This window comes from Micromonospora sp. NPDC047527 (assembly GCF_040643015.1).
GTDB lineage: Bacteria > Actinomycetota > Actinomycetes > Mycobacteriales > Micromonosporaceae > Micromonospora.
This window is the reverse complement of sequence record NZ_JBEYTK010000001.1, coordinates 1060593-1084753: the sequence shown is the minus strand read 5'-3', so window position 1 is coordinate 1084753 and position 24161 is coordinate 1060593. Positions and strand designations below refer to the sequence as shown.

Genomic DNA, 24161 nt, shown 5'->3' with positions numbered 1-24161 from the left:
AGAGGGGCCTGTCCACAGAGGTCGGACCGGATGGGGCAGCGAGTACGACCATCTGGACGGTCAGCCGCGGCGCGCCGTTGCGCGCCACTCTGGGTACGGTAAGGCTGTGTTGTCACCGGAGGTTGTGCTCAGCGGGCGGTACCGCCTGGACGTACGTGTCGCCACCGGCGGCATGGGCGACGTCTGGCGTGGCACCGACCTGATCCTCGGCCGGCAGGTCGCGGTCAAGGTCCTGCTGCCGGCACTGGTCTCCGACCCGGATTTCATCGCCCGGTTCCGGGCCGAGGCACGGATCATGGCGGCGCTGCGGCACCCCGGGATCGTGCAGGTGTACGACTGCGGCGAGGACGACCTGCCCTCCGGCGGTCGAGCGGACTATCTCGTCATGGAGTTCGTCGACGGCGAGCCGTTGTCCAGGCGGATCGAGGCGGCCGGTCGACTGGACGTGGCCGAGACGATGTCGATCGTGGCCCAGGCGGCTCACGCGCTGAGCGCGGCGCACCGGGGCGGCATCGTGCACCGCGACGTCAAGCCCAGCAACCTCCTGGTCCAGGAGGACGGCACGGTCGTCCTGGTCGACTTCGGCGTCGCCCGTTCCACCAACGTGACAAGCATCACCAGCACCAACGCGGTGCCGGGCACCGCCCTCTACATGGCACCCGAGCAGGCCGCCGGGCGCCCGGTCAGCGGCGCCACCGACATCTACGCGCTCGGCGCGGTCGCGTACTGCTGCCTCACCGGCGGCCCGCCGTTCACCGGCGACAATCCCCTCCAGGTCGCCGTCCGGCACCTGGACGACGAGCCGCCGGAGCTGCCGCACGACATCCCGGAGGCGGTCCGCGCGCTGGTGTCGCGGGCCCTGGCGAAGGATCCGTCCGACCGGTTCACCAGTGGCTCGGCGATGGCCGAGGCTGCCCGCACCGCGGTGACCGGCGGCGAGCCGCCGACGGCGATGGCAGCGGCGGTCCCGCTGCGCGAAGCCGGGCCGGGCACCCGCACCGATGCGCCGATGGGCGCGGCGGTGGCGACCGCGGCAGAGGCGGGGCGTCGGCGTCGTCGAGGGCCGTTGGTCGGCGCGGCGGCGGCGATGCTTGTCGCGCTGGTCGGCCTCGGGGCGGCGTTGGGCGCGGCGGGCAACGCCGGCGACTCGCCGGCGGTCAACCTACCGACCAACGCGCCGACGCAGGCGCCGACCGAGCAGATGGAGGTGCCGGCGGCCAACGAGGAGATCACCGAGGACCCGGGCCGCCCGAACCGGCCGCCCGTCCCGGACCCGACCCCGTCGGCCTCGGTCACCGCCACGCCGAGTGTGCAGCCCAGCGAGTCGCCGACCCCGTCGCCGACGGCGAGCGCCCCCAGCACGCCGCCAACCCCGCCGAGCTCGCCGCCGGCGCCGCCACAGACCACCGACACCCCGTCGCCGCCTACCACGACCACCCCGGCGGCACCGGAAGGCTCGGTCGGCCTCTGAGTCCCACCGGCACCACTATCCCCAAAACGGACTTACGTCGCCGAAATCCTCTCTAGGCTCTCAGCAGGTCATTTCCACCATCTGCCGGGAGCCTGCGTGAGCGCTGAGAAACTGGTCGTGATCGGCCAGGGGTATGTCGGACTGCCGTTGGCGATGCGCGCCGTCGAGGCCGGGCTCGACGTGATCGGCCTCGACGTGGACGCCGACCGCGTGAAGCGGCTCGCGTCCGGCGAGTCGTTCGTCGAGGACATCCCCACCGATCGGCTGGGCCGGGCGCTGGGCAGCGGCCGATACCGCCCCAGCACCGAGTACACCGACGCCGAGGGCTTTGACATCTGCGTCATCACCGTGCCGACGCCGCTGCGCGACGGCACCCCCGACCTGAGCTTTGTCGAGCAGGCCGGCATCGGCATCGGCCCGTACGTGCGGCCGGGCTGCACGGTCATCCTGGAGTCGACCACCTACCCGGGCACCACCGAGGAGTTGCTGCGCCCGCTGCTGGAGTCGGCCAGCGGGCTGACCAGCCCCGGCGACTTCCACCTCGGCTACAGCCCGGAGCGGATCGACCCGGGTAACCCGACCTGGCGCCTGGAGAACACCCCGAAGGTTGTCTCCGGTGTGGACTCGGCGTCGCTGGCCCGGGTGGACGGTTTCTACCAGCGCCTGGTGGAGCGCACGGTGCCGGTGGACTCCACCAAGGTCGCCGAGCTGACCAAGCTGATCGAGAACACCTTCCGCCAGGTCAACATCGCGCTGATCAACGAGCTGACGATGCTCTCGCACCACCTGGACATCGACGTGTGGCAGGCGATCGAGGCCGCCGAGACCAAGCCGTTCGGCTTCATGCCGTTCCGACCCGGCCCCGGCGTCGGCGGGCACTGCCTGCCGATCGACCCGTGCTACCTGTCGTGGCAGGTCAAGCGCCGCCTCGGCCGACAGTTCCGGTTCATCGAGCTGGCCAACGACGTCAACCACGAGATGCCCGAGCACGTCACACAACGGATCATGGCGGGTCTGAACCGGGACGGCCGGGCGGTGAGCGGCGCGCGGCTGCTGCTGCTCGGTCTGTCGTACAAGAAGAACACCGGGGACATGCGGGACTCCCCCGCCGTCGACGTGGCCCGCCGCCTGCAGGGGCTCGGCGCCGAGGTCCACGCCGTCGAGCCGTACGCCGAGGCGCACCAGATCCCGGCCGGGGTCACCGTCGTCGGGTTGACCGAACGCGAGGTGCGGGCCGCGGACGCGGTGGTGGTGGTCACCGACCACGACACCTTCGACTACGACCTGGTGGTCCAGCACGCCCGCTACGTCTTCGACACCCGCAACCGGTGCGCCGGCCCGATGGTCGAGCGCCTCTAGGCCCGGCACCGCTGGCCGGTCCCGCCGCCGGGGAAGACGGCGGGGCCGGCCGGCGGATGTCGACCTGACCGGCACCGCCGCCCGGCCCGGCAGACCGCCGTGAGGTCACTGCTCGGCGAGCGCCTCGACGACGGGTCGGGACAGCGCCCGGCGTGCCGGCAGCACCGAGGCGAGCAGGGCGGCCAGCACCGCGACGCCGAGGATCAGCCCGAGTTGGCCGAACGGCAGCACCACGTGGAAGTCGCCACCGATGCGGTTCAGCACGGCCATCGCCGCCGCGCTGACCCCGGTGCCCAGCCCGATGCCGAGCACCGCGCCGACCAGCGCCATCAGCACCGCCTCCACGGCGAGCATGGCCCGCATCCGGCTCCGGGTCAGCCCGACCGCCCGCAGCACCCCGTTCTCCCGGGTGCGCTCCACCACCGACAGGCTCAGCGTGTTCGCCACACCCACCAGGGCGATGACCACGGCGAGACCGAGCAGCGCGGTGACGAACGCCAGCAGCATGTCGACCGTGCCGGTGAGCATCTTCTTGTACGCGCCCTGGTCCAGAATGTTGGCCGTCGGGTAGCGGGCCAGCACCGCCTCGATCGCCTCCCGGGCGCGTTCGGCGCTCACCCCCTCGGCGGGGTCGATCTCGGCCAGGAAACCCCGCCGGTCGGGAAAGAGGGCCGCGAAGTCCGCGTCGACCAGGTCGATGACGTGACCTGCGGGCACGGCATCGGCGACCATGGCGGCCTCATCGTCGGCGACCACCGCGGCCACCCGGAACCGCCGCCCCTCGACGGTGAGCGGGGAGCCCGCCTGCCAGCCGCGTTCCTGCGCCAGTTCCCGGTGCACCAGCACCTGCCCCGGCCCGAGCCGTCCGACGTCGCCGCCCAGCACACCGCCCAGCGTCCGACCGACCAGCGCCGGGTGGGCGCTGCGGATTCGGACGTCGTCGCGGATCACCGTGCGCTGCTCGTGCACCACGCCCAGTTCGGGCCGGGCCGCCAGCTCGCCGGTGAGCGGCACGGGCAGGCTCTGACCGATGCCGCTGACCACGAAGTCCGTCCCGATCTGGTCGTCCACGCTGCGCTCGATGCCGTCCTTGGTGCTGCGTGCCCCGACCACGAACGCCGACACCAGCCCGATCCCGATCACCAGGGCCGTCGCGGTCGCGGCGACCCGACGCGGGTTGCGGACCGCGTTCTCGACCGCGAGCCCGGCGGTCGTCCCGACGAGCCGGCGGACGGGCCAGCCGATCACGCGGACCATCGCCGGGACGAGCACCGGCCCGAACAGCACGATGCCGAAGAAGGCGAGCACTCCGCCCAGGGCCACCAGCAGCACCTGCCCGGCGCTGGCGGCGCCGGCCAACGCGGCGACGCCGAGGCCGAGCACCACCGCGCCGAGGAACAGCCGCACCTCGCCCGCGCCCCGGCTGGGCTGCACCGCGGCGTCGGTGAGGGCGGCCACCGGGGCGACCCGGGTGCCCCGCCAGGCCGGCAGCAGGGCGGCGGCCACGGTGAGCGCGGTACCGAGGAGCAGGCTTGTCAGCACAGTCGAGCCGGCCACGGTCAGGCCACCGGAGAACGGCACGTCCAGCCGGGACATCAGCGCCCGCATCGCGGCGGCGAGGCCCACCCCGAGCAGCACCCCGAGCGCGGAGGCGACCAACCCGACCAGTGCCGCCTCCAGCAGGGCGGCCCGGAAGACCTGCCCTCGGGTGGCGCCGACCAGGCGCAGCAGCGCGGTCCGCCGGGTGCGCTGGGCCAGCACGATCGCGAAGGTGTTGGCGATCACGAAGCCGGCCACCACCACGGCGACGCCGACGAACATGAGCAGCAGCATGGTGAACTGGTTGAGATCACGGACCGCGTCGTCGACGGCCTCGTCGAGGATCTGCTGGCGGCCCTTCACCTCGACGTCGGCGCCGACGGCCGCACGCACCCGCTCGGCCAGCGCCGCATCGGAGGTGTCCGGTCGCGCCGCCACCATGATCCGGCCGTACCCCTGCTCGTCGGTGACCGCGAGGGCGTCCGGCCCGACGAGGCCGATGAACGGTCCGCCGATGTCGCGGACGGTGCCGGCCACGTCGACGGTGCCGACCAGGGTGTACGGGCGGGCGGCGCCGCCGGTGCCGCCGATCTGGACCGGGCCGCCGAGGGTGAAGCCCTCCTCGGCCACGGTGGGCGCGTCGAGCACCACCTCTCCCGTGCGGTCGGGCAGGCGACCGGCGACCACGTCGTACGAGCGCAGGGCGGCTTCGGTGGGAATGGCGGCGAGCACCGCGAAGCCGAGGACCGGGCGACCGTCGAGGCCGACAATCCCGGCTGTGCCGGTCAGTTCCCCGGCCGCGGCGGCCACCCCGTCGACCGTCCGGACCCGCTCGACCAGGCTGGCCGGCAGCGGAGTGTCGCCGCTCGGGTAGACACCGAGGTCGGTGTGCCGGTCGAACGTGCCGGCCCGGTCGTACGCGCCGGAGCGCATCCCGTCGACGAAGATCAGGGTGCCGGCGATGAACGCGACGCCGAGCACGACGGCCAGCGCGGAGAGCAGTATCCGCAGCGCCTCGGCACGCAGTGAACGCAGCGTCAATCGGATCATGGAAGGGCTCCCGGTGCAGGCGCGGATCGGACCCCTCAACGCTAGGGCCGGCGCAGGCTAGTTGATCTCCACCTACGCGCTCGACCTGCGTACGGCTTGAGTCGCGGTCGACCCCGCCGGAGGTACGACCCGGGTCGTACGTCGGCTCACCTGCCGGGGGTGACCAGCCCGCTCTCGTACGCCAGCACCACCGCCTGAACCCGGTCGCGGAGCTGGAGTTTCGCCAGGATCCGTCCGACGTGGGTCTTCACCGTCGCCTCGGCCACGTGGGCCTTCGCGGCGATCTCGGCGTTGGACAGCCCTTGCGCGACCAGCAGCAGCACCTCGTGCTCCCGCTCGGTGAGCTGCGCCAGCCGGGGGTCGACGGTCGGGCCGGCGGCGAACTGACCGGCGAAGCGGTCCAGCAGTCGCCGGGTGATCGACGGCGCGACCACCGAGTCGCCCTGGGCCACCACCCGGATCGCGGACAGCAGCTCCTCCGGCGGGACGTTCTTGAGCAGGAAGCCGCTCGCCCCGGCCTGCAGCGCCGCGAACGCGTCGGCCTCGGTGTCGAAGGTGGTCAGCACCAGCACGCGGGGCGGGCCCGACGGGCGCTCGGCGCAGAGCCGGCGGGTCGCCTCCACGCCGTCCATGGTCGGCATCCGGATGTCCATCACCACCACGTCGGCCTCGGTGCGGGCCAGCACGCGCAGCGCGTCCGCACCGTCGATGGCCTCCCCGACCACCTCCAGGTCGGGCTGGGAGTCCAGCACCATCCGGAACCCGGCGCGCACCAGCGCCTGGTCATCCACGATCACCACCCGGACCGTCATGCCGCGATCACCTCCGTTGCGGGCTCTGACGGTAGCGGTAGCCGGGCGTCGACCTGCCAGCCCCCGGTCGGTCGGGGGCCGGCGGTGAGGGTGCCGTCGTACACCGTCACCCGCTCGCGCATGCCGAGCAGACCGTGACCGCCGGACGGCGCCGGGCTGACCACCGGGCGGCCCTGACCGTCGTCGATCACCCGGACCGCGACGGCGTCGTCGGTGTAGGCCAGGGTCACCTCGACGCCGGCGCCGACGCCGGCGTGTTTGAGCGCGTTGGTCAGCGCCTCCTGCACCACCCGGTAGACGGTCAGCTCCAGGCCGGGCGGCAGCGCCAGCGCGTCGCCCGTGACGGTGTCCCGTACGACCAGTCCGGCGTCGCGGAACCGGGCCAGCAGATCGGGCAACTCGGCCAGGGCGAGGCGGCGGTGCTCCGGGTCGGCCACCACGGAGTCGCCGGAGTCGGACGGTCCCGCGTCGCGCAGTACGCCGACCAGCCGGCGCATCTCCTCCAACGCCGCCCGGCCGGTGTCCGCGACCACCTTCACGGCGGTGCGGGCCTGCTCGGGGTCGCGGTCGAGCATGAACCGTGCCCCGTCCGCCTGGACGATCATCACCGCCATGCTGTGCGCCACCACGTCGTGCAACTCACGGGCGATTCGGGTGCGCTCCTCGGCGACCGCCGCCCGGGACTCGGCCTCCCGCTCGCGTTCCAGGGTGGTGGCGCGTTCCTCCAGGCTGAGCACATACAGCCGGCGGGTCCGCACGTTCAGCGCGACGAGCCACACCGCTCCGGTGACCAGCGCGTACCACAGCGCCGTGGCCCACCATCTGATGCCGCTGGGGGTCTGCGCCGCGGCGAGCAGCACGCCCACGGCGGCGACCGCGCCGGCCAGGAGGCCGTCGCGCAGACGTCTGCCGTATTTGACGACGCTGTAGAGCGCGATCAGGACGGCGATGTCGAAGGCGAGCGGACCCCACCCGGCGATCACCTGGACCAGGGCGAGCGCCGCGACCACCGTGGTCGTCACGCCCGGGTGCGTGCGGCGGAACAACAGCACCACCGCCATCGCCGCGCCGATGCCGGTGGCGGCCCAGCCGCCCGGCTGGTTGGCCGCGCCGGCAAGCCCGAAGAGCACCACGGCGGCCGAGACGGCCACGTCGAACGCGACAGCGCGCAGCGGGCGGCCAAACATCGTGCGTCTCACGGTCAGCCAGCGTACGTGCCGGGTGGCCGAGCCCCTTCGCTCAGCCGGCGAGGGCCTGGCGCATGCGGTGGATCTCGACGGCCTGCTCGGTGGCGACCGAGTTGGCGAACTCGTTGAGCGTCAGGTCGGAGCCGACCTTCAGCAGGTCGGTGGCCATCTGGATGGCACCCTCGTGGTGGTCGGTCATCATCCGGACGAAGAGCTGGTCGAAATCGGCGCCGCGGGCGGCGGCCAGTTGCTTGATCGCCTCCGGTGACTGCATTCCGCGCATCGTGCCGTGGTCGTGGCCAGGGGCATCCGCCGCGAGGCCACGGGTCTGCAGCCAGCCGCGCAGCATGCCCATCTCCGGGCCCTGGCTGGCCCGGATCCGGTCGGCGAGGGCGCGGATGGCCGGGTTGGCGGCCCGCTCCGGCGCCAACTCCGCCATCTCCAGGGCCTGCGCGTGGTGCGGGAGCATCATCCGGACGAACCAGACGTCCAACGAGTTGTGCGGGGCGGGGCCGGCGTCGCGGACCTCGTGGGCCAGCCGGGTGGCCGCCGACTCGCCAGGCCGGCCGGGTGCGATGACCGTCAGGTCGGTGGGGACGGGACTGACCGTCGGCGCGGCCGTGGTGGGCGCGGAGACCGGCGGCGCGGCGCTTGTGCCGGAGTCGTCCCCCGCGCGGACCACGATGAACGCCACCAGCGGCAATAGGAGCACCAGTGTGACGATCGTCAGGGTCCGTGCGCGCCGACTGGTCATGGGCCACTCCCTGGGGTCGAGGTCATCGCGATGCTATCCATTGATAAAGACGACAGGAAGTGACCCACGTCACATCGACGCTCTTCGTCCGGCGGTAATGTGCGGGCCATCGTCTCCCCCTTGCGAAGGGCCTCGCCGATGATCAGACTCCACAAGCCACGGTTACGACAAATCCCGATCGTGGCACTCGCTGCCACCGGCCTCCTCATCGCCAGCGTCTTCGTCGCACCGGCAGGCAACGCGCAGGTCGCGTCGCAGTCGGCGCCGGTGGCCGCCGCCACGAACACGATCCCCGGCGTCGACGAGATCCGGAGCAGCCCCAACCTCCGCCAGATCGCCAACGTCCCCAAGGTCGCGCCTCTGGACGCGACCAACAGCGACATCGCCTTCCAGGGCAAGTACGCCTTCGCCGGCAACTACAACGGCTTCGTCATCTACGACATCTCGCGGCCCAGCGCGCCGAAGGTCACGTCGCGGGTGCTCTGCCCGGGGTCGCAGAACGACATCTCCGTCCACGGTGACCTGCTCTTCCTCTCCACCGACTCGTCCCGCAGCGACGACTCCTGCAACAGCACCACGCAGCCGGCGTCCGTGAAGGAGTCGTGGGAGGGCATCAAGATCTTCGACATCAAGAACAAGGCCAACCCGCGGTACATCAAGTCCGTCGAGACGGCCTGCGGATCGCACACCCACACCCTGGTCCCGGGCAAGGACCGCAAGGCCATCTACCTGTACGTCTCGTCGTACAGCCCGCGGGCCGAGTTCCCGGACTGCCAGCCGCCGCACGACTCCATCTCCATCGTCAAGGTGCCGCTGAAGAAGCCCACCGACGCGGCGGTGATCTCGACGCCGAACCTCTTCCCGGACGGCGGTTTCCCGGGCAGCGAGAACGGCTCGGCGACCACCGGTTGCCACGACATCACCGCCTACCCGGAGAAGGACCTGGCCGCCGGCGCCTGCATGGGTGACGGCATCCTGCTGGACATCCGCAACCGGGAGGCCCCCCGGGTGATCAACCGAGTACAGGACACGACCAACTTCGCGTTCTGGCACTCGGCCACGTTCAACAACGCCGGCACCAAGGTGATCTTCACCGACGAGCTGGGCGGCGGCGGCGCGGCGACCTGCAACGAGGCCATCGGCCCGAACCGGGGCGCGGACGCCATCTACGACATCACCGGTCGCGGTGACGCCCGGAAGATGAAGTTCCGCAGCTACTACAAGATCCCCCGCAACAACGCCGACACCGAGAACTGCGTGGCGCACAACGGCTCGCTGATCCCGGTGCTCGGGCGGGACATCATGGTCCAGGCGTGGTACCAGGGCGGCATCTCGGTCTGGGACTTCACCGACTCGGCCAAGCCGAAGGAGATCGCGTTCTGGGAGCGGGGCCCGCTCTCGGCCGACACGCTCGTCGGCGGTGGCACCTGGTCCGCGTACTACTACAACGGATACATCTACTCCAACGACATGGTGAAGGGCCTGGACGTCCTGGAGCTGAACGACTGGCGCACCTGGACGGCCAAGCTGGTCAAGTACAAGGAGCTCAACGTGCAGACCCAGCCCAGCTACCTGGGCTGGTAGGCACCGCGCACCACGCCGGGCCCGGTCCCCGAATCCCGGGGGCCGGGCCCGGCCACGTTCCAGGGGTCCGGGGATCAGCCCATCGGCAGCTGATAGTGCCGCTCGCCGCCGCCGGTCGCGGTGACCAGCCGGACCTCGCCGCCGCGCAGGCCGTACGTCACCGACCAGCGGGTGTGCCGGGTGGGACTGGTCACCACGACGGGGCCAGCGCGGGCGGCGCGCCGGAGTTGGTGCGAACGTGGTCAGCCGTGAAGCCTGTCGCCGTCGCCGTCGCCGACGCACCGCCCTCCCCGCCCGAGCCGACCGGGCGCTGGCGTCCCCACCCTCTCGACCTGGTCGCGGTCGTCCTCGCGGTGGCCGGGGCGGCCTGCGTGCTGGGCGGGTTGCTGCCCCGCGCCGAGACCGCCGACACCCTGCACCGGGTCCTGCCGCTGCTGCTGTTCCTCGGCACCGTGATCGTGCTGGCCGAGCTGACCGCCGTGGCCGGGGTTTTCGACGTGCTGGCGAGTCGGCTGGCCATCGCCGCCCGGGGCAGCTGGGCGGCGCTCTTCCTGCTCTGCGGCGGCCTGGCCACGCTGACCACCATCGTGCTCAACCTCGACACCACCGCCGTGCTGCTCACGCCGGTGCTGCTCGCGCTGGCCCGCAGCCTGCGCGTCCCGGCCGGCCCGCTCGCCGTCACCACGGTCTGGCTGGCCAACACCGCCAGCCTGCTGCTGCCGGTGTCCAACCTGACCAACCTGCTGGCCGCAGACCGGGTCGGGCTCGCACCCCTGGCGTACGCGGTCCGGATGGCGCTGCCACAGGCCGCCGCCGTGGCGGTCACCATGGTGGTGCTCTGGTACGCCTGGTGGCGGCGGGACCGGCCGGCCGGTGGACGCTTCGATCCACCGGCCCGCCACGTGCCCGCCGATCCGGTGCTGCACCGCACCGCGCTGGCCGCCTGCCTGCTCTTCGTCGCCGGCATCGTGGCCGGAGTGGAGATCGGCGTCGCCTCCACCGTCGCGCTCGCGCTGGTGCTTGTCGGTTTCCTCGTCCGCTCCCCCGCCACGCTGCGCCCCGCTCTGGTGCCGCTGCGGCTGCTGCTCTTCGTCACCGGTCTGTTCCTGGTGGTGCAGACGCTCGGCCGCTACGGGCTGGATGACCTGGTCGCCGGGCTGCTCGGTGCCGACGACGGGCCCGCCGGGGCGTTGCGCGCCGGAGGCACCGGGGCGCTGCTGGCCAACGTGGTCAACAATCTGCCGGCGTACCTGGCCGGTGAGTCGGTGCTTCCGGCCGGCGACGAGACCCGCCTGCTGGCTCTGCTGATCGGCACCAACGTCGGCCCGCTGGCCGCGCCCTGGGCGTCGCTGGCCACCCTGCTGTGGTTCGAGCGGTGCCGGGCGGCCGGGGTGACCGTGCCGGTGCGCCGGTTCGTGCTGACCAGCATCCTGCTCGCGGTCACCGGCACGCTCGCCGCGGTCGGCGCGCTGCTGCTGGTGAGCTGAGCGCGGAGCGCCCGCTGTCATTCGGCGGCGCGCCGCACGGCGAACATGAAGCAGCCGTAGACCACGTTGCGGCTGTGCAGTTGGTGCACCGCCGGGTCGGCGAACAGCTCGCCGATCACCGCCTCCGGATCCGTGCCGTCGTGCAACCGGCCGCCGCAGATCCGGCCCTGCCGGTCGTACGCCCGCAGGACCTGGGGTCGCCCCCGCCACGCCGGCGGGTGGCCGCCCGCGGAGGCCGGGCCCGGGCAGGCGGCGGCGTGCGCGAAGACCGGGCCGACCTCCCGGTACGGGCCGGCGGCGACCGGCGGCGCGTAACCGAAGAGGAGCAGCTCTTCCCCCTGCTCGGCATCGCGCAGGCAGCAGCGCAGGGGTTCCCCGCCCCCGGCCGCGAGCACCTCGACGGGTCGGTCGGCGGCGTCGCGGCCGGTACGGCGGACGGTGTCGAGCGCCGCGGCCGGCAGGGCGTGGACGCGGAACGTGCTGTTCGTCATCCGTCCAGCCTGGCCCGGCGACCGCGTGGACGCTGGCGGCGATCGGACCTCACGCTGTGCGGGTCAGTCCCGGTACACGGCGAGCTGAAGCTCGGTGACGCCCTTCTCCGGGGTGTCCTGGCAGTACTCCAGGTACACCTCGCGGGCGAAGCCGTCGGTGCGGTAGCCGTTCTCCTCGATCCACCGGGCGAGCGCCTGCATGCTCGGCTCGACGTCGTCCATCGCGCCGTGGTGGATGATCGTCGCGGCGCTGCGCAGCTCCGGCAGGTCACGCACCGAGACGTCCGGAGCCGCGGACGGCTCGGCATCGACGATCACCCCGGCGTGCACGACGACCGCGTCACCGCCCGGGTCGACGGGCTCGTACCAGGCGATGGCCGGCCCGGTCGGGGTGACACCGGCGGCCGACAACCGCCCGAACAGCTCAGGGTAGAGCGGCTGGATCACCGGGCTGATGTCCTCGCTCTGGTAGCTCGACGCCACGGCGGTCAGCTCAGCGACGCGGACCGGCGCGATCTCCTTGAGGACGACGTCCTGGGTGGTCATGGTTCCCTCCGACTCGATCATCCGGAGTCTCGCCTCGACGGCCGCCAACCGTGCGGTGTCGGCGGCGAGCTGTTCGGCCAGCTGGCTCCGGCGCAGCCGGAGCATCCCGCGCAGCTCGACGACGTCGACGGCGTCGTCGAGGATCGCCCGCACCTGGTCGAGAGTGAGACCCAGGTCCTTGAGGGCGATCACCCGGTTGAGCCGGCGCAGTTGGTCCGCCCGGTAGAACCGGTATCCGGTGTGCGGGTCGACGCTGGCCGGGCGGAGCAGCCCGATGCTGTCGTAGTGGCGCAGCATCCGGACCGACACCCGGCCGAGTCTGGCGAAGTCTCCGATGGTGAACATGGTCCCCCCACGCTCGTCCCTGACACCGTGTCAGAGTCAAGCGCGCCGCACCGGCCGGCGGTTGCGCGGGGGCACCGGTCAGCGGCGGGGCGGGCGCGGGCCCACCAGCCGGCGGACCATCGGCGCGGCGTTCCACTTCGCCGCACCGACCAGGTCACGGGCGTGCTCCAGGACGGTGTAGTCGGGCCGGTTCATCCCGTCGGCGATCGCGCGGTCCAGGTCGTTGCCGCACCGGCTCAGCACCGTGTCGAAGTCCCGGCGGACCGGTTCCAGCAGGTCGTAGCCGAACGCGCGGTGCATCCGGGCGAACAGCGGCTTGTACAGGCGGACCCGCTCGTGCAGCCCGGACGAGTACGACATCGGGTTCTTCGGCCGCCGCAGGACGTAGTCGGGCAGCGCGTCGGCGAACGCCCGGCGGACGATCCACTTCTCCTGACCGTCGCGCAGCTTCAGCTCCAGCGGCAGCCGCATCGCCAACTCCACCACGCTGAGGTCCAGAAACGGCACCCGGGCCTCCACGCCGTGGCCCATGGCGGCCCGGTCGACCCGCTGCAACTCCGTGCGGCACAGGTTGCGGATGCGGTGCAGGAACAGTCGGCGGGACGCGAGCGAACCGACCTGGTGGTACATCGGGTAGCCCCCGAACAGCTCGTCGGAGCCGTCGCCGGTGAGCACCACCTTGACGCCCAGATCCCGCAGCCGCCGGAAGATCGGCACCGAGACGACCGCGTTGATGATGTCGCCGTACTCGGTCAGCTCGGAGATCCGGATGGCCTCGCGCACATCGGCGAGCCGGATGTCACGCGGGCGCAGCTCGACCACGACGTGCGGCACGTCGAGGTCGGCGGCGAGCCGCCGGGCGTACGCGACGTCGGGGCTGTCCGGCACACCGACCGTCACCGCCACGCAGTCCGGGTGGATGTCCCGCACCTGCCGCAGGGTCAACGAGCTGTCCAGCCCGCCGGAGAGCACCACCCCGACGGTCAGGTCGGTGTCCACCCGCATCCGGATGGCGTCGGTCAGCGCGGCGCGGACGAGCAGGGTGGCCTCGTCCGGGTCGTCGATGACCGGCAGTCCCTCGCCGATGGTGAGCAGGTCGACGTACGGGCGCAGCCGCACGTACCCGTCCGGCTCGGCCCAGCCGTGGTGCCCGGGCGGCACCTCGGCGATCGGGGCGTGGTGCCCGACGAGCGCCTTCACCTCGGAGGCGAGGTGGAGGCAGCCGGGCCGCCGCGACCAGTACAGGGGCTTCACCCCGAGCGGGTCGCGGGCCAGGTACGCCCGGCCGGTGGCCCGTTCGACGACGGCGAACGCGTACTCGCCGCGCAGTCGGGTCACCGCCGCCTCGCCCCACTGCTGGAACGCGGCGAGCAGCACCTCGGTGTCGCTGTGGGTGCGGAACACCTGCCCAAGGCGGGTGAGCTGTGCGCGCAACTGGAGATGGTTGAAGATCTCGCCGTTGAAGCAGAGCAGCCAACGCTCGTCGGTGGAGGTCCAGGGCTGCACGGCCCGGTCCCGGTCCACGATCCGCAGCCGACGGGTGCCGGCGAGCAGCCCACTCTCGGAGCGGGTCTCGGTGACCTCACCTCGCGGGGCGAGGGCGGCGAGCATCCGCCGGAAGGTGGCCGGGTCGGCCTCGGGGCCGATACTCAACGCGATGCCGCACACCGGCTCAGACCCCCAACTCGGCCTCGTACGCCCGGCGCAGACGACGCCGGGCGGTGGGTGCGAGGCACAGGTGCCAGGCCTGTCCCTCGTCGATCACGTTCAGCTCGCCGGCCTCCTGCCGCGCCAGCAGCAGCTCGGCGAGCGTGTCACGCGCGCCGAACCGTTCGAACCAGGCCAGCTCGACGTCGACCGAGTAGCCGAGGCAGTGCCCACTGGGCAGCATCGCCGCGTAGCCCAGGCGACGCAGCCGGTACTGGTGTTCCGTGCTGCGGACGAGGCTGGTCACCCACAGGGGCGGCGTGGCCGGCGGCGCGGCGGCGGCGAACTCCCGTCCGAGGTCGTTGAGCAGCGCCACGACCTCCCGCCGGGCGCGGCGGAACAGCAGTCCCGCGGTGCGCGGGGTCGCGTCCGGCCGCAGTCGACGGCGTAGCCCGCGTGCGGCGCGGCCCAGCACGGTGGCGGGCTGCTCCTGGTACCGGAAGCGCAGCAGGTCGCGGCGGCGCAGCCATTCCAGGTCGACCAGGTCGGCGCTGCCGTTGACCTGGTCGTCGGTGACGAACGCCGGTGCGTCCTGCCACCACAGCACGTCGATGCGGGAGAGCAGGTAGATCCGGACCAGCGCCGCGAGGTCACGCGCCGAGGTGCGCTCGTTCGGCTGGTAGCGGGCCATCTCCAGCAGCAGCGTCTCGCGAGCGCCGAGCAGACCCTGCGGGGTGGCGTCGAGCACCGCCGCCAGGGCCGGCTCGCGCAGCCGTTGGTCGATGAGCACCTGGCGGGCCCGGGTGCTGGCCGCGTCGGCCAGGGCGCCCACCTCGACCAGCAGCTCGGCCACTGCCGCCCGGTAGGCGGCGAGGTCGGGCTCGGTGGTGGCGGGCCGGCGGGGGGCGGCGCCAGGTGGCCGGCGGCGGGCCGGGGCGGTGGGCGACGCGGGCGTGCCGGGCTGCTGTCCCGGACTACGACTGGGCACTCGCATGACGGGGTCCCTTCTCCGGTCACGGCACTGGCGGATCGCCCTGAAACACACCGTAATCATCGGGACCGGGATGGACCGAACAATCCTCCTATCTGCCCCGAACGGAGCGTGTCAACCGGCTGCGCGGACAGGACCGCCGAGGTCGGGCATATGCCCGTCAGTCACCGTCCGTCGTCACCAGACCCTGCACCTCGGCGTACGACAGCAGCCCGACGCGGGTCACGGACCCTCCGGAACGCACCTCGTCGGCAGCGGCAAGCGCGGCGGCCAGCGCGGCCCGGAACAGTAGGGAGCCGGTGCTGACCCGGGCGACCCCGGCGCGGGCCAGCTCGTCCAGGCCCGGCCCGCCCGGCTGGTACAGCGCGTTCACCGGCGCGTCGATCCGCTCGGTGAGCAGGCGCAGCGTCGACTCGTCGACGACTCCCGGCACGAAGATCCCGTCGGCCCCCGCCGACCGGTAGGTCCGGGCGCGGGAGAGGCTCTGCGGCAACGGGTCGGCCACGCCCAGCCACCAGGTGTCGGTACGGGCGTTGACAAACAGGTCCGGCACCGCCGCCTTCACCGCCGCGATCGTGTCGGCGATGCCCTCGGAGTCGGCGAGCGTGCCGTCGGCGCGCCCGTCCTCCAGGTTGATCCCGACCACGCCGAGCCCCGCCAACTCCGCCACGTACCCGGCGACCGTCGACGGATCGTCGCTGAACCCGGCCTCCACGTCGACGGTGAGCAGCACCGGCAGCCGGGCGAGCCGGCGGGCCAGGGCGAGGGTCTCCACGGCGGTGGCCGCGACGCCGTCGGGTTGGCCGGCGGCCGCCGCGACCCCGAGGCTGGTGGTGCCGATCGCCGGGTGGCCGCGCGCCACGAGCGCCGCCGCCGAGGCGTGGTCCCAGGCGTTCGGCAGCAGCAGCGGGCGGCCGGGGCGGTGCAGCGCGCGGAACATCGCACGGCGCTCGGCCGCATCTTGGCGCTCGGTCATCGCGGGTTGCTCGGTCATCGCGGGACGGTCGGTCATCGGACGGTCACCTCCAGGGTCGTCGGAACGCGCAGGGTGGGATGGGGCGCATAGCCCAGGGCCGCTTCGGTACGTCGGCACCGCTCACGCAGCACGTCGAACACCCCGGCGGCGAGGGCCAGGGCGTGCCGATCACCCGGGCAACCGCGCTCCCCCGCCCCGAAGGTCAGCATCCGCACACCGGGCCGGCCAGGCCGGAACACCTCCGGATCGGCGAACTCCCGCGGATCCCGGTTGGCCGCGTCGAACCGCAGGAGCACCGGGCTGCCCGGCGGCAGGTCCTGCCCGCCGAGCCGTACCCCGGCGACGGTGACCCGACGGGTGGCCCGTACCGGCGGGTCGAGCCGCAGCACCTCGGCCAGCAGGTCGGTGCTCCTCGCCGCGACCGGCGGTCGGGCGGCGGTCGGTGCCAGCAGGTGATGGGCGGCCGCGCCGATCAGACCGGCGGTCGCGTCGCACGCCTGGACCAGCAGGCCGATCAGGTTCGCCCGTACCTCCGGCTGGCCCGGCGGCGCGAGCGCCAGCAACGTCGCCACCGCCCCATCGGCCCGCGCGGCCAACGCCGGGTCGACCCCCGGGTGGTACGCGGCAGCGACGACCTCGACCGCCGTTGCGGCGGCGGCCGGATCGGCCCAGCCCAGTCGCCCGGCCAGCACCCGCAGCGGAACCGCTCTGGCCAGGTCACGCATCACGTCGAGACGGCCAGGCGGACGGTCCACGGCGGTGGTCGTCAGGCGGGTCGCCTCGTGCCGCAACTCGTCCGGGTCCAGGGCGGCCAACGCGCTCACCCCGATCGCCCGGCGCGCGGCGTGCCGCTCCGGCGGGCTGAACCTGCTGACCTCGGCGCGCAGCCAGGCGAGGGTGCCCTCCCGGCCGGTGTCGACGGCCGGCACCTGAAGTGCCGGGCTGGTCAACGCTGCCCGGACGTCCGCGTGGCGCGTCACCCACCAACCACGGACGGGCTCGAACGAGGGCGGGCCGCACGCCGGCGTTCCGGCGGCTGGCGCAATAACGGGCCAGGTCTCAGTCACCGCCCGACCGTAGGGCCCGAACCGTTCGCCCCCGACCGAACAATCCCGCGCACCCCGCGCACCCCGCGCACCCTGAGCGCCCCGACGCGGGGCGGACGTCAGGCTCGGCCGCTGGTGAGGGCCGGGGAGCCCGTGGTGGCGAGGGTTTCCTCGGGGACGCCAAACGCCCCGGCCAGGGCGGTCCGGCCGGTCGGGGTGAGCCGGAGCGCGCGGCCGGCGCCCGGCGTCGTCCAGCCCACCTCGGCGAAGCGGCGACAGAGCGCCGCGCCGAGTCCACCGGCGAGGTGTGGGCGGCGTTCGGTCCAGTCCAGACAGTCGCGGACCACGGGGCGACGGGCGGTACGCAGCGCGTTCACCGGTACGCCCAAGCCCGCCGCCCACGCCCACCCGTCGGGGGTCACTGCCAACCCGCTGGTCCGGTCCAGGCGCCCGTCTGCCAGCAGCGCGTCGTACATCAGCACTCCCAGCCGCCCGGCGAGGTGGTCGTAGCAGGTTCGGGCGTACGCCATCGCGGTAGCGGCGGTGGCCGCGCGCAGCGTGCCGGTCGGTGGGGGTGCGGCCGGGACGTGCCCGGCCAGGTCCTCGATCAACTGGGCGACGGACGGCCCGGCGAGCCGCAGGTAGCGGTGCCGGCCCTGCCGCTCCTCGACCAGCAGCCCGCCTCGGACGAGCCGGGTGAGGTGGTCGCTGGCCGTCGACCGGGCGACCCCGGCCCGCCGGGCCAGCTCGCCGGCGGTCCAGGCGCGGCCGTCGAGCAGCGCGAGACACATGCCGGCCCGGGTGCCGTCGGCCAGCAGGGCGGCCAGCTCGGCCATCGCCCGTCCCTCGGTGCCACCACTCATGACCCCATCATCACCCCGGCCCCCGACGCACCGGTCAGGCGGATCCCCGCCGAGCCACCCGTGCGACGAGCACACCCCTCGCTCAGCCCCTCGCCCAGATCGGGCAGGAGGACGACGGGTGCTCCCGGGCCGTCCGGGCCGACGCGGTGCCGGCGACGCGACGGCGCTATCGGAGTCGGGTCAACGGCGTCACCGAACGGTCCGTGCCGTCGTAGCTGCGGGCCGCGACGAACGAGCCCGTCGGCCGCTGCCCGCCGGCGACCGCGCGGGCCAACCGCAGGTCCGCGTCGCGGAACCGCAGCGCCAGACTCAGGTGCGGCACCCACGCTCCGGGCGCGTGCCAGGGGCGGTGTCCGTCGGCCTGGTCGAGGACGTCCCAGACGGCGGCGTGCAGCGCGCGCAACGCCGGTGTGGGCCGTACGAGCCAGACCAGCGGGGCGCTGCCGTCGAGGACGACCACGCGCTCGAGCGTGACCGGCACCGGCAGCGCGGCGTCGAACAGCACGGCGAGGCGGTGCTCGACCCCGGGCGGAAACTCGTCCACCGCCGCGAGGGTCAGGTGCGGCCGGTTGGTGGGATGGGTGTTGCGGGCCAGGCTCGGCAGCCCGGCCGCGGCCAGCCGACCCCAGGCGGCCCGGACCGCGTCGTCCATCTCCGCGGAGCAGATCAACTCGACCGTACGCACCTCCGCACGCTAACCCCCGTCGATCATGAAGTTAGCGTCACGACACGCCGGTACGAACGCCCTCAACCTCATGATCACGAGGGGGCGGCGGCCCACCGGGGTGGGGTTAGAGCCAGCCGTTGTCGCGGGCGGTGCGGAGCGCCTCGGCCCGGTCGGTCGCGCCGAGTTTCTGCACGGCGGCGGAGAGGTGGTTGCGCACCGTCCCGGTGGACAGGTGCACCCGCCGGGCGATCACCGCGACCGGGGCGCCGAACTCGGCCAGTCTCAGCGTCTCCAGCTCCCGAGGTGTCAGCGGGCAGGCGGGCAGCGTCAACGCGTCCGCGGCGAGCGACGGGTCGACGTACCGGCCGCCTGCGTGCACCCGGCGGATCACGTCGGCGAGCGCGCCACCGGGCGAACCCTTGGGCAGGAAGCCCCGGGCACCGGCGGTCAGCGCCTGCCGCAGGTGACCCGGCCGGCCGTGCCCGGTGAGGACGACCACCGCGCAGTCGGGCCGGGCCCGGGCCAGTTCGGCGGCGACCGCGATGCCGTCCAGGCCGGGCATCTCCAGGTCCACCACGGCCACGTCCGGCCGGTGCGCCAGTGCCGCGGTCACCGCCGCCGGCCCGTCCGCGGCATGGGCCACCACCTCGATGTCCGGCTCCAGGCTGAGCAGCGCGGCGACCGCGACGCGGATCAGGTCCTCGTCGTCGGCGAGCAGGACGCGGATCACGCCGGCACCGGCACGGTGGCCTCAAGCGTGAACACCGCACCCTCCCGGCGGACCCGCAGCTCGCCCCCGGCGGCCGCGAGCCGGTCGGTCAGCCCGCGCAGGCCGTGGCTGTGCGCGTCCGGCCCCCGATCGTCGGCGCCGTCGTTGGTCACCGTCATCCTGGCCACGTCGTCCTCCCGGTCGATGCGGATCCGGCACCAGTCGGCCCGGCTGTGTCGCAGCACGTTCGTGCCCGCCTCCCGCAACACCGCCGCCAGTTCGGCGGCGACGGTCGGCGGCAGGTCCGCCGGGGGCGGCAGGACCGTGCAGCGTACGCCGCAGGAGCGCAGCACCCCCGCCACGGAGGTGAGTTGTTCGTCGAGGTCGACGGCCCGGTAGCCGTGCACGGTCTCGCGGACCTCGGTGAGCGCGGACGCGGCGAGCCGTTGCACCTCGGCAGCCTCACGACCGGCCCGCTCGGGGTCGACCGGGGCGAGCCGGGCGGCGAGTTCGGCCTTCAACGCGATGACGGTGAGACTGTGCCCCAGCAGGTCGTGCACGTCGCGGGCGAAGCGCAGCCGTTCCTCGGCGGCGGCCAGCCGGGCCTGGGCGGCCTGCCCCTGCCGGGCCTCCACGAGCAGGTCCCAAAACCAGACCTGGAACCCGTTGACGGCGGCGACGGCGACCCCGATCCCGCCGGTCACGGCGAGGTGGCGCGCGATGGAGCCACCGGTCCACACGGCGACCGCCACCGTCACCAGCAGGACGCCGGCCGTCATCGCGACGGCGGCCCGCAGCCGGAGCAGCAGCGGCGCCATGCCGATCAGTGCGGCGCCCAGCCAGGCCCAGGTCGGCCAGGCGCCGGCCGCCACCGGCCCCACCAACGGGACGCTCAGCGCCGCCGTGCCGGCCAGGCTCAGCTGGGCGCGGCGCCGCCAGCGCGGGTCGAGCCACGGCGTCACGGCCGCGTACAGCACGGCGGTCTGGGCGATCATGAAGGCGAGGATGCCGGCCGCGCCGAGCGCCACCCGGCCCGGGTCGGGTTCGCGGGTCAGACCGACCGCCGGTAGCAGGACGCTCGCCCAGACGCCGGTGGCCAGTGACAGCAGGGTCGCCTGCCGGGCCCGGTGCAGTCGACGGTCCGCCCGGGGGGTCACCGCCTCGCTCGCCACGCACCGATCCTAGGACCGGTCGACGCGCGGTCCGCCCCCGCGAACTGTCACGGTTGGACCGTGCGATCCGCACGGTTTTCCGGTGACGCGCGAGTCTGCCCACTGTGCGGGGACGCCGGCAGGGTGAACGCCATGGGACAGACAAATTCACACGCTCTCGTCATGCGGAAGACCGGGCCGCCGCCGGTCGACCGGCCATCGCCAACCACACCCGCCGAACCGCCGACAGCAGCGCCGCCGGGAACGGCACCGCCGAGAACAACGCTGCCAGGATCGGCGCCGCTGGGAACAACGCCGCCGGCAGCAGCGCCGCCGGGATCGGCACCGGCCGGCGGAGCGCGGCGGCTGCTCCGGCACCTCGGTGAGATGGCGATCGCGATGGTCGCCGGGATGGTGCTGCTCGGCCCGCTGTGGGACATGGCCGGCACCGCCCTGGGGATCGGCGGGTCGCTGGGCCGCCCCGAGGTGGCCGCCCTGGTGATGGCCACCAACATGACCGCCGGCATGACGGTGTGGATGCGCTACCGGGCACACCACTGGCGAGGGGTGGGCGAGATGGCCGCCGCGATGTACGTGCCGTTCCTGCTGCTGCTCGTACCCTTCCGGGCCGGCCTGCTCGACGGTGACGCCCTGCTGATCGGCGGCCACCTCTTGATGGTGCCGGCGATGGTGCTGGTGGCGGTGCGGCACCGGCACGAGACACCGACGGCGATTGACCGACACCCCGCCGTGGTAGCGCTCGCCCGCCGCTGGCCGACCGGCCTGGCGCTGCTGATGACCGCCGACATGTGGCTCGACCCGGGTGTGCTCAGCCCGTGGACGATGCTGGTGCTGCCCGGGGCGTACCTGCTGATCGGCCTTGCACGACGGACGCTGCGCGGGCCGGGCGTGCTCGCCACCCAACTGCTCGGCCTGGCCGGCTGGGTCGCATTGGTGCTGGTCGCGGTCGCGGCCGGCGGGCGGACCGCCGGGTGGCTGGTGGCGTTCGGGTGGCTGGCGCACGCCGGCTGGGACCTGTTCCACCACCGCGCCGGCCGGGTGGTGCCGCGCGCCTTCGCCGAGTGGTGCGGGGTGTTGGACGCGGCCCTCGGCGCATCGATGGTGGTGGCTCTCCTCAGCACCGGCGGCTGACCGGCCCCGCCCGCCGTCACGGGGCGGCGGGCGGCCCGCCGGTCGATCGTGGGCCGGCCCCGCACACCGCCGGCCGTGGGCGTTGTGCCGGTCGGCGCAGCGCCCACGACGAGGTGATGAAAAGCTTGGCACATGAGTTCCGCACCTGCACAGCACGACGCACCGACCGACACCACCCCCGACGGCACCGACGAGGCGAACGCCTTCACGGAGCTGGGGCTGCGCTCCGAGCTGTTGGGCGCGTTGGCCGCCCTCGGTTACGAGGAGCCGACCCCCATCCAGCGGGAAGCCATCCCACCGTTGCTGGAGGGGCGGGACCTCCTGGGTCAGGCGGCCACCGGCACCGGCAAGACGGCGGCGTTCGCGCTGCCGCTGCTGAACCTCATGACGGCACACCGCCAGGGTGGCGACCCGGTCGCGCTGGTGCTGGTGCCGACGCGGGAGCTGGCGGTGCAGGTGTCCGAGGCGTTCCACCGCTACGGCAAGGACCTGGGCGCGCGGGTGCTGCCGATCTACGGTGGGCAGCCGATCGGGCGGCAGTTGCGGGCTCTGGACAGCGGGGTCGACGTGGTGGTGGCCACCCCGGGTCGGGCGCTCGATCACATCGCCCGGGGCACCCTGCGCCTCGGCGGCCTGGCCACGGTGGTGCTCGACGAGGCCGACGAGATGCTCGACATGGGCTTCGCCGAGGACATCGAGGCGATCCTGGAGCACGCCCCGGCGCAGCGACAGACGGTGCTCTTCTCGGCCACGATGCCGGCGCGGATCGACGGGATGGCCCGTCAGCATCTGCGCGAGCCGGTCCGGATCGAGATCGGCCGGGAGCAGACGGTGGCCGGCGAGGCGCCCCGGGTGCGGCAGAGCGCGTACATCGTGACGCGGGCGCACAAGCCGGCCGCCCTGGGTCGGGTGCTGGACGTGGAGTCGCCGACCGCAGCGATCGTGTTCTGCCGCAGCCGGGAGGAGGTGGACCGGCTGACCGAGACGATGAACGGCCGGGGCTACCGCTCCGAGGCGCTGCACGGTGGGATGAGCCAGGAGCAGCGGGACCGGGTGATGGGCCGGCTGCGGGCGGGCACCGCCGACCTGCTGGTGGCCACCGACGTGGCAGCCCGTGGGCTGGACATCGAGCAGCTCACCCACGTGGTCAACTACGACGTGCCGTCGGCGCCGGAGTCGTACGTGCACCGGATCGGCCGGGTGGGCCGGGCCGGGCGCGAGGGCGTGGCGATCACCCTCGCCGAGCCGCGTGAGCACCGGATGCTCAAGACGATCGAGCGGGTGACCGGCCAGCGGATCACCATCGACAAGATCCCCACCGTGGCGGACATGCGTACCCGCCGGTTGGAGCTGACCCAGGCGGCGCTGCGGGAGAGCCTGCTGGAGGACGACCTCGACCCGTACCGGGTGATCGTCGAGACGCTGACCGACGAGTTCGACCTGATGGAGGTCGCCCTCGCCGCCGTGAAGCTCGCGCACGAGCTGACCTCGCCGGGCTCCGACGACGAGGAGGAGATCCCGCAGGTGCCGGTGCGCGGCCCACGCGAGGGTCGACCGGAGACCGGCGGCCGGGGCGGCGATCGGCGTGGCGGGGGTCGACCGCGTTCAGGCGGCGGCAACACCGTCCAGGTCTTCGTCGGCCTGGGCCGGCGCGCGGGGGTGCGCCCGCAGGATCTGGTCGGCGCGATCACCGGGGAGACCGGGATCCGCGGCCGCGACATCGGCTCGATCGAGATCGCCGACCGGTTCTCGCTGGTGGAGGTGCCGCAGTCGGTGGCGGACGACGTGATCTCCGGGCTTCGGTCCAGCACAATCAAGGGCCGCAAGGCCACCGTGCGTCGCGACCGCGGGGGCGACGAGCGCTGAGCACGCCGTCGGCGACCGCCGGGGTACGGCGGTCGCCGACGGTGCCGGTCAGAAGGAGTACGGGCCGAAGCGGCCCCACACCACCACGGCGGCGAGGACGAGCAGCACCGCGCAGGTGATCGCGCCCTGGATCTCCGTCCGCCGGCCGTCCTGCGTGTCCTGCTTCTTCAGATCGCGCAGGTGCACCAGGATGCCGCCGATCATGACGATGACCAGCCCGAGGGCGGCCAGCGGGGTGAGCACGGTGGCGATGCCGGTGAGGGCGGGCAGCACGAGCCCGAGGGCGGCCAGCACCTCGACGGCGCCGAGCGCCTTGACCTGGGTCGGCGGAACGGGGTCGACCCAGCCCATCCGGTCGCGCAGCTTCTCCTTCGGCTGGGTCAGCTTGGCCAGGCCGGCGCCGGCGAAGACAGCGGCGAGCAGGATCTGGATGATCCAGAGCAGCACGTTCACGGGGGTTTCCTCCAG

Annotated in this window: 22 protein-coding genes; 6 read left to right on the top strand and 16 right to left on the bottom strand. The window is 73.5% G+C overall.

The window, feature by feature from the left end; translation table 11 throughout:
- Positions 1 to 106: 106 nt before the first annotated feature.
- Together ABZ808_RS04610 and ABZ808_RS04605 are read left to right on the top strand one after the other, a co-directional pair.
- Positions 107 to 1471: a serine/threonine-protein kinase gene (locus ABZ808_RS04610; RefSeq protein WP_357000860.1), complete on the top strand. Its 1365-nt coding sequence runs from the start codon at positions 107 to 109 to the stop codon at positions 1469 to 1471.
- Positions 1472 to 1567: 96 nt separating this feature from the next.
- Entirely contained in the window at positions 1568 to 2830 is a 1263-nt protein-coding gene (locus tag ABZ808_RS04605; protein ID WP_357000858.1) for a nucleotide sugar dehydrogenase, read from the top strand.
- 105 nt (positions 2831 to 2935) lie between these two features.
- On the opposite strand, the gene ABZ808_RS04600 is transcribed toward ABZ808_RS04605, so the two are convergent.
- The 4 genes from ABZ808_RS04600 to ABZ808_RS04585 form a co-directional block, all read right to left on the bottom strand.
- A complete protein-coding gene (locus tag ABZ808_RS04600) occupies positions 2936 to 5419 on the bottom strand; it encodes an ABC transporter permease (protein WP_357000856.1) in 2484 nt (827 codons plus the stop codon).
- 146 nt (positions 5420 to 5565) lie between these two features.
- Positions 5566 to 6231, bottom strand: coding sequence for a response regulator transcription factor (locus ABZ808_RS04595; RefSeq protein ID WP_357000853.1), 666 nt, complete (start codon positions 6229 to 6231; stop codon positions 5566 to 5568).
- Positions 6228 to 7436, bottom strand: a complete 1209-nt coding sequence (locus ABZ808_RS04590; protein ID WP_357002753.1) for a sensor histidine kinase — start codon at positions 7434 to 7436, stop codon at positions 6228 to 6230. Before ABZ808_RS04590 ends, ABZ808_RS04595 begins: the two co-directional genes overlap by 4 nt.
- 34 nt (positions 7437 to 7470) lie before the next feature.
- Positions 7471 to 8172 (bottom strand): DUF305 domain-containing protein, encoded by a 702-nt coding sequence (locus tag ABZ808_RS04585; RefSeq protein ID WP_357000850.1) that lies wholly within the window; start codon positions 8170 to 8172, stop codon positions 7471 to 7473.
- Between the two features lie 138 nt (positions 8173 to 8310).
- On the opposite strand from ABZ808_RS04585, the gene ABZ808_RS04580 reads away from it, so the two are divergent.
- Both ABZ808_RS04580 and ABZ808_RS04575 read left to right on the top strand, forming a co-directional pair.
- Entirely contained in the window at positions 8311 to 9756 is a 1446-nt protein-coding gene (locus ABZ808_RS04580; protein WP_357000848.1) for a hypothetical protein, read from the top strand.
- 248 nt (positions 9757 to 10004) lie between these two features.
- Entirely contained in the window at positions 10005 to 11243 is a 1239-nt protein-coding gene (locus ABZ808_RS04575) for an SLC13 family permease (RefSeq protein WP_357000845.1), read from the top strand.
- 17 nt (positions 11244 to 11260) lie between these two features.
- Here the strand turns inward: ABZ808_RS04575 and ABZ808_RS04570 are convergent, their stop codons facing one another.
- The 11 genes from ABZ808_RS04570 to ABZ808_RS04520 all read right to left on the bottom strand — a co-directional run bounded on the left by ABZ808_RS04570 (position 11261) and on the right by ABZ808_RS04520 (position 21021).
- A complete protein-coding gene (locus ABZ808_RS04570; protein WP_357000842.1) occupies positions 11261 to 11734 on the bottom strand; it encodes a DUF1203 domain-containing protein in 474 nt (157 codons plus the stop codon).
- Between the two features lie 63 nt (positions 11735 to 11797).
- The gene (locus ABZ808_RS04565; protein ID WP_357000839.1) at positions 11798 to 12625 is read right to left on the bottom strand and encodes a MerR family transcriptional regulator; all 828 of its coding nucleotides are present in this window, start codon (positions 12623 to 12625) and stop codon (positions 11798 to 11800) included.
- 78 nt (positions 12626 to 12703) lie between these two features.
- Positions 12704 to 14293 (bottom strand): asparagine synthase-related protein, encoded by a 1590-nt coding sequence (locus ABZ808_RS04560; RefSeq protein WP_357000836.1) that lies wholly within the window; start codon positions 14291 to 14293, stop codon positions 12704 to 12706.
- A gap of 4 nt (positions 14294 to 14297) precedes the next feature.
- Positions 14298 to 15266, bottom strand: coding sequence for a DUF5715 family protein (locus ABZ808_RS04555; RefSeq protein WP_357000833.1), 969 nt, complete (start codon positions 15264 to 15266; stop codon positions 14298 to 14300).
- A 157-nt stretch (positions 15267 to 15423) separates the two neighbouring features.
- On the bottom strand, positions 15424 to 16275 hold the full coding sequence (locus tag ABZ808_RS04550) for an isocitrate lyase/phosphoenolpyruvate mutase family protein (RefSeq protein WP_357000830.1): 852 nt from the start codon (positions 16273 to 16275) through the stop codon (positions 15424 to 15426).
- Positions 16272 to 17306 carry a cytochrome P450 gene (locus ABZ808_RS04545; protein WP_357000828.1) on the bottom strand — a complete coding sequence of 345 codons (1035 nt, stop codon included), beginning with the start codon at positions 17304 to 17306 and terminating at the stop codon, positions 16272 to 16274. Before ABZ808_RS04545 ends, ABZ808_RS04550 begins: the two co-directional genes overlap by 4 nt.
- Positions 17307 to 17404: 98 nt before the next feature.
- A complete protein-coding gene (locus tag ABZ808_RS04540) occupies positions 17405 to 18148 on the bottom strand; it encodes a winged helix-turn-helix domain-containing protein (protein ID WP_357000825.1) in 744 nt (247 codons plus the stop codon).
- Between the two features lie 166 nt (positions 18149 to 18314).
- Entirely contained in the window at positions 18315 to 18833 is a 519-nt protein-coding gene (locus tag ABZ808_RS04535) for a 2'-5' RNA ligase family protein (RefSeq protein WP_357000822.1), read from the bottom strand.
- A 106-nt stretch (positions 18834 to 18939) separates the two neighbouring features.
- Positions 18940 to 19545 carry a response regulator transcription factor gene (locus ABZ808_RS04530; protein WP_357000819.1) on the bottom strand — a complete coding sequence of 202 codons (606 nt, stop codon included), beginning with the start codon at positions 19543 to 19545 and terminating at the stop codon, positions 18940 to 18942.
- Positions 19542 to 20696, bottom strand: a complete 1155-nt coding sequence (locus ABZ808_RS04525) for a histidine kinase (protein WP_357000816.1) — start codon at positions 20694 to 20696, stop codon at positions 19542 to 19544. The genes ABZ808_RS04530 and ABZ808_RS04525 overlap by 4 nt, the downstream gene beginning before the upstream one ends.
- Before the next feature lie 160 nt (positions 20697 to 20856).
- Positions 20857 to 21021, bottom strand: a complete 165-nt coding sequence (locus ABZ808_RS04520) for a hypothetical protein (protein WP_357000813.1) — start codon at positions 21019 to 21021, stop codon at positions 20857 to 20859.
- A gap of 41 nt (positions 21022 to 21062) precedes the next feature.
- On the opposite strand from ABZ808_RS04520, the gene ABZ808_RS04515 reads away from it, so the two are divergent.
- Together ABZ808_RS04515 and ABZ808_RS04510 are read left to right on the top strand one after the other, a co-directional pair.
- Positions 21063 to 21827, top strand: a complete 765-nt coding sequence (locus ABZ808_RS04515; protein ID WP_357000810.1) for a hypothetical protein — start codon at positions 21063 to 21065, stop codon at positions 21825 to 21827.
- A gap of 132 nt (positions 21828 to 21959) precedes the next feature.
- A complete protein-coding gene (locus ABZ808_RS04510; RefSeq protein ID WP_357000808.1) occupies positions 21960 to 23693 on the top strand; it encodes a DEAD/DEAH box helicase in 1734 nt (577 codons plus the stop codon).
- Between the two features lie 48 nt (positions 23694 to 23741).
- Here ABZ808_RS04510 and ABZ808_RS04505 read toward each other — a convergent pair whose 3' ends face one another.
- Complete coding sequence (locus tag ABZ808_RS04505; RefSeq protein WP_357000805.1) at positions 23742 to 24146, bottom strand: DoxX family protein; 405 nt, start codon at positions 24144 to 24146, stop codon at positions 23742 to 23744.
- Positions 24147 to 24161 lie beyond the last annotated feature (15 nt).

Bases quoted from the DNA above. Each gene is read 5' to 3' on its own strand.
- ABZ808_RS04570 (WP_357000842.1), bottom strand. From the start codon at position 11,734: ATGACGAACAGCACGTTCCGCGTCCACGCCCTGCCGGCCGCGGCGCTC.
- ABZ808_RS04515 (WP_357000810.1), top strand. From the start codon at position 21,063: ATGGCGATCGCGATGGTCGCCGGGATGGTGCTGCTCGGCCCGCTGTGG.
- ABZ808_RS04585 (WP_357000850.1), bottom strand. From the start codon at position 8,172: ATGACCAGTCGGCGCGCACGGACCCTGACGATCGTCACACTGGTGCTC.
- ABZ808_RS04550 (WP_357000830.1), bottom strand. From the start codon at position 16,275: ATGACCGACCGTCCCGCGATGACCGAGCAACCCGCGATGACCGAGCGC.
- ABZ808_RS04565 (WP_357000839.1), bottom strand. From the start codon at position 12,625: ATGTTCACCATCGGAGACTTCGCCAGACTCGGCCGGGTGTCGGTCCGG.
- ABZ808_RS04580 (WP_357000848.1), top strand. From the start codon at position 8,311: ATGATCAGACTCCACAAGCCACGGTTACGACAAATCCCGATCGTGGCA.
- ABZ808_RS04595 (WP_357000853.1), bottom strand. From the start codon at position 6,231: ATGACGGTCCGGGTGGTGATCGTGGATGACCAGGCGCTGGTGCGCGCC.
- ABZ808_RS04510 (WP_357000808.1), top strand. From the start codon at position 21,960: ATGAGTTCCGCACCTGCACAGCACGACGCACCGACCGACACCACCCCC.
- ABZ808_RS04555 (WP_357000833.1), bottom strand. From the start codon at position 15,266: ATGCGAGTGCCCAGTCGTAGTCCGGGACAGCAGCCCGGCACGCCCGCG.
- ABZ808_RS04600 (WP_357000856.1), bottom strand. From the start codon at position 5,419: ATGATCCGATTGACGCTGCGTTCACTGCGTGCCGAGGCGCTGCGGATA.
- ABZ808_RS04540 (WP_357000825.1), bottom strand. From the start codon at position 18,148: ATGAGTGGTGGCACCGAGGGACGGGCGATGGCCGAGCTGGCCGCCCTG.